General features: G+C 37.9%; 4 protein-coding genes. All 4 read left to right on the plus strand.

Annotated elements, in window-relative coordinates; genetic code table 11:
* On the plus strand, positions 1-493 hold a 493-nt coding region (locus SMIDD26_RS03335), incomplete at its 5' end, for a phosphotransferase family protein (protein ID WP_167747456.1).
* Positions 483-1361 carry a DMT family transporter gene (locus SMIDD26_RS03340; protein WP_061438911.1) on the plus strand — a complete coding sequence of 293 codons (879 nt, stop codon included), beginning with the start codon at positions 483-485 and terminating at the stop codon, positions 1359-1361. The genes SMIDD26_RS03335 and SMIDD26_RS03340, both read left to right, overlap by 11 nt.
* Positions 1362-1372: 11 nt before the next feature.
* Entirely contained in the window at positions 1373-2062 is a 690-nt protein-coding gene (locus SMIDD26_RS03345) for a sugar phosphate nucleotidyltransferase (RefSeq protein WP_061438913.1), read from the plus strand.
* Positions 2063-2149: 87 nt separating this feature from the next.
* A complete protein-coding gene (gene dprA / locus SMIDD26_RS03350; RefSeq protein WP_061438915.1) occupies positions 2150-2998 on the plus strand; it encodes a DNA-processing protein DprA in 849 nt (282 codons plus the stop codon).
* Positions 2999-3120 lie beyond the last annotated feature (122 nt).

Consider the following 3120-nt stretch of genomic DNA (forward strand, 5'->3'; position numbering starts at 1 on the left):
ATTTGCTCCTTTTGAAGAAATCAAAAAATACGAATCCTTGATTGAAGAGAAAATCCCTTATGCCAACTATGAAGCAGTTAGAGAAGAAGTCTTCTCCTTAGAGAAAAGACTGGCTGACTTAGGTGTTGACAGAAAATCTTGTCATATCGATTTGGTGCCTGAAAACTTTATCGAATCACCTCAAGGACGACTTTATCTGATTGACTGGGAATATTCATCAATGAATGATCCAATGTGGGATTTGGCTGCCCTCTTTTTAGAGTCTGAATTCACTCGTCAAGAGGAAGAAGCTTTCTTGTCTCACTATGAGAGTGAGCAAACACCTGTCTCTCGTGAAAAGATTGCCATTTATAAAATTTTACAAGATGCTATTTGGAGTCTATGGACTGTCTATAAGGAAGAGCAAGGTGCAGATTTTGGTGACTATGGTGTGAGTCGTTACCAAAGAGCTGTTAAAGGTTTGTCATATTATGGAGGTTCAGATGAAAAATAAAAATGGAGTTTCTTTTGGTCTACTCTCAGGTATTTTCTGGGGATTAGGTCTGACAATTAGTGCTTATATCTTTTCGATTTTTACAGATTTGTCGCCCTTTGTGGTGGCCGCTGCTCACGATTTCTTGAGTATCTTTATCTTACTAGCTTTTCTTTTGGTAAAAGAAGGGAAAGTTCGCCTCTCAATTTTCTTAAATATTCGCAATGTGAGTGTTATCATCGGAGCCTTGCTAGCAGGCCCTATCGGTATGCAGGCCAATCTTTATGCGGTTAAGTATATCGGAAGTTCCTTGGCTTCATCGGTATCGGCTATTTACCCTGCGATTTCAGTTTTATTGGCTTTCTTCTTTTTGAAGCACAAGATTTCAAAAAATACTGTGTTTGGGATTGTCTTGATTATTGCAGGGATTATTGCTCAGACCTATAAGGTTGAACAGGTTAATTCCTTCTACATTGGGATTCTCTGTGCTTTGGTTTGTGCCATTGCATGGGGGAGTGAGAGTGTTCTTAGCTCCTTTGCCATGGAAAGTGAATTGAGTGAAATCGAGGCTCTCTTGATTCGTCAAGTGACTTCGTTCTTATCCTATCTTGTGATTGTGCTCTTTTCTCATCAGTCATTTACCGTAGTAGCCAATGGACAATTGCTAGGTCTCATGATTGTCTTTGCAGCCTTTGATATGATTTCCTACTTGGCTTATTATATCGCTATCAATCGCTTGCAACCAGCCAAGGCTACAGGATTGAACGTGAGTTATGTAGTTTGGACTGTCTTGTTTGCAGTTGTTTTCTTAGGTGCACCACTAGATATGCTGACAATTATGACGTCACTTGTCGTCATTGCTGGAGTTTATATTATTATTAAAGAATAAAGGAGATTCGTGTGAAAGCCATTATCTTAGCAGCGGGATTGGGAACTCGCTTGCGTCCTATGACTGAAAATACCCCTAAAGCCTTGATTCAGGTTAATCAAAAACCCTTGATTGAATACCAAATTGAGTTTCTCAAAGAAAAAGGAATCAACGACATTATCATCATTGTCGGTTATCTTAAAGAACAATTCGATTACTTAAAAGAAAAATACGGTGTTCGCCTCGTTTTCAATGATAAATACGCTGACTACAATAACTTTTACTCTCTCTATCTTGTAAAAGAAGAATTAGCTAACAGCTATGTTATTGATGCAGATAACTACCTCTTTAAAAATATGTTCCGCAATGATTTGACTCGTTCGACTTATTTTAGTGTTTATCGTGAAGATTGTACCAACGAATGGTTCTTGGTCTATGGAGATGACTACAAGGTTCAAGACATTATTGTTGATAGCAAGGCTGGTCGTATCCTTAGTGGTGTATCCTTCTGGGATGCTCCAACTGCAGAAAAGATTGTCAGCTTTATCGACAAGGCTTATGCAAGTGGTGAATTTGTTGATCTCTATTGGGACAATATGGTTAAGGATAATATCAAAGAGCTAGATGTCTATGTTGAAGAATTAGAAGGCAATAGCATCTATGAGATTGATAGTGTCCAAGATTATCATAAATTAGAAGAAATTCTTAAAAACGAAAATTAAAGATTCCAACATCTGGCTGAAATAGTCGGATGTTTTTTGATTTTTTTACGAATAAATAGATGACTAGAAAAAGAAATGGAGTTATTTATGAAAATCACAAACTATGAAATCTATAAGTTAAAAAAATCGGGTTTGACCAATCAACAGATTTTGACAGTCCTAGAATACGGTGAAAATGTTGATCAAGAACTGTTGTTAGGTGATATTGCAGATATATCAGGTTGCCGAAATCCAGCTGTTTTTATGGAACGTTATTTTCAGATAGATGATGCGCATTTGGAGAAGGAGTTTCAAAAATTTCCATCTTTCTCTATTTTAGATGACTGTTACCCTTGGGATTTGAGTGAAATATATGATGCGCCTGTACTTTTATTTTACAAGGGAAATCTTGACCTCTTGAAATTCCCGAAGGTAGCAGTCGTAGGAAGTCGTGCTTGTAGCAAACAGGGAGCTAAGTCAGTTGAAAAAGTCATTCAAGGCTTGGAAAATGAATTGGTTATTGTCAGTGGATTAGCCAAGGGTATCGACACAGCAGCGCATATGGCAGCTCTTCAGAATGGCGGAAAAACCATTGCAGTGATTGGAACAGGTCTGGATGTATTTTATCCTAAAGCCAATAAACGCTTGCAAGACTACATCGGCAATGATCATCTGATTCTCAGTGAGTATGGACCTGGTGAACAACCTCTGAAATTTCATTTTCCTGCCCGTAATCGCATCATCGCTGGACTTTGCCGTGGTGTGATTGTAGCAGAGGCTAAGATGCGCTCAGGTAGTCTTATTACCTGTGAGAGGGCAATGGAAGAAGGACGCGATGTTTTTGCTATACCTGGTAGCATTTTAGATGGACTATCAGATGGTTGCCATCATTTGATTCAAGAAGGTGCAAAATTGGTCACCAGTGGGCAAGATGTTCTTGCAGAATTTGAATTTTAAAAATGACCTAAGCTAGAATTCTGAGAAAAAATCAATTTTAATAGAAAATGAGGTAAATATCCCCACAATAAAACGCATAGTATCAGGTTTTCATCACTTGATATTATGCGTTTTTTCTAAGT

Source organism: Streptococcus mitis (genome assembly GCF_001579035.1).
Classification (GTDB): Bacteria; Bacillota; Bacilli; order Lactobacillales; family Streptococcaceae; genus Streptococcus; species Streptococcus mitis_J.

Excerpts from the sequence above, each read along its gene's own strand:
- SMIDD26_RS03340 (WP_061438911.1), top strand. The coding sequence starts at position 483 with ATGAAAAATAAAAATGGAGTTTCTTTTGGTCTACTCTCAGGTATTTTC.
- dprA (WP_061438915.1), top strand. The coding sequence starts at position 2,150 with ATGAAAATCACAAACTATGAAATCTATAAGTTAAAAAAATCGGGTTTG.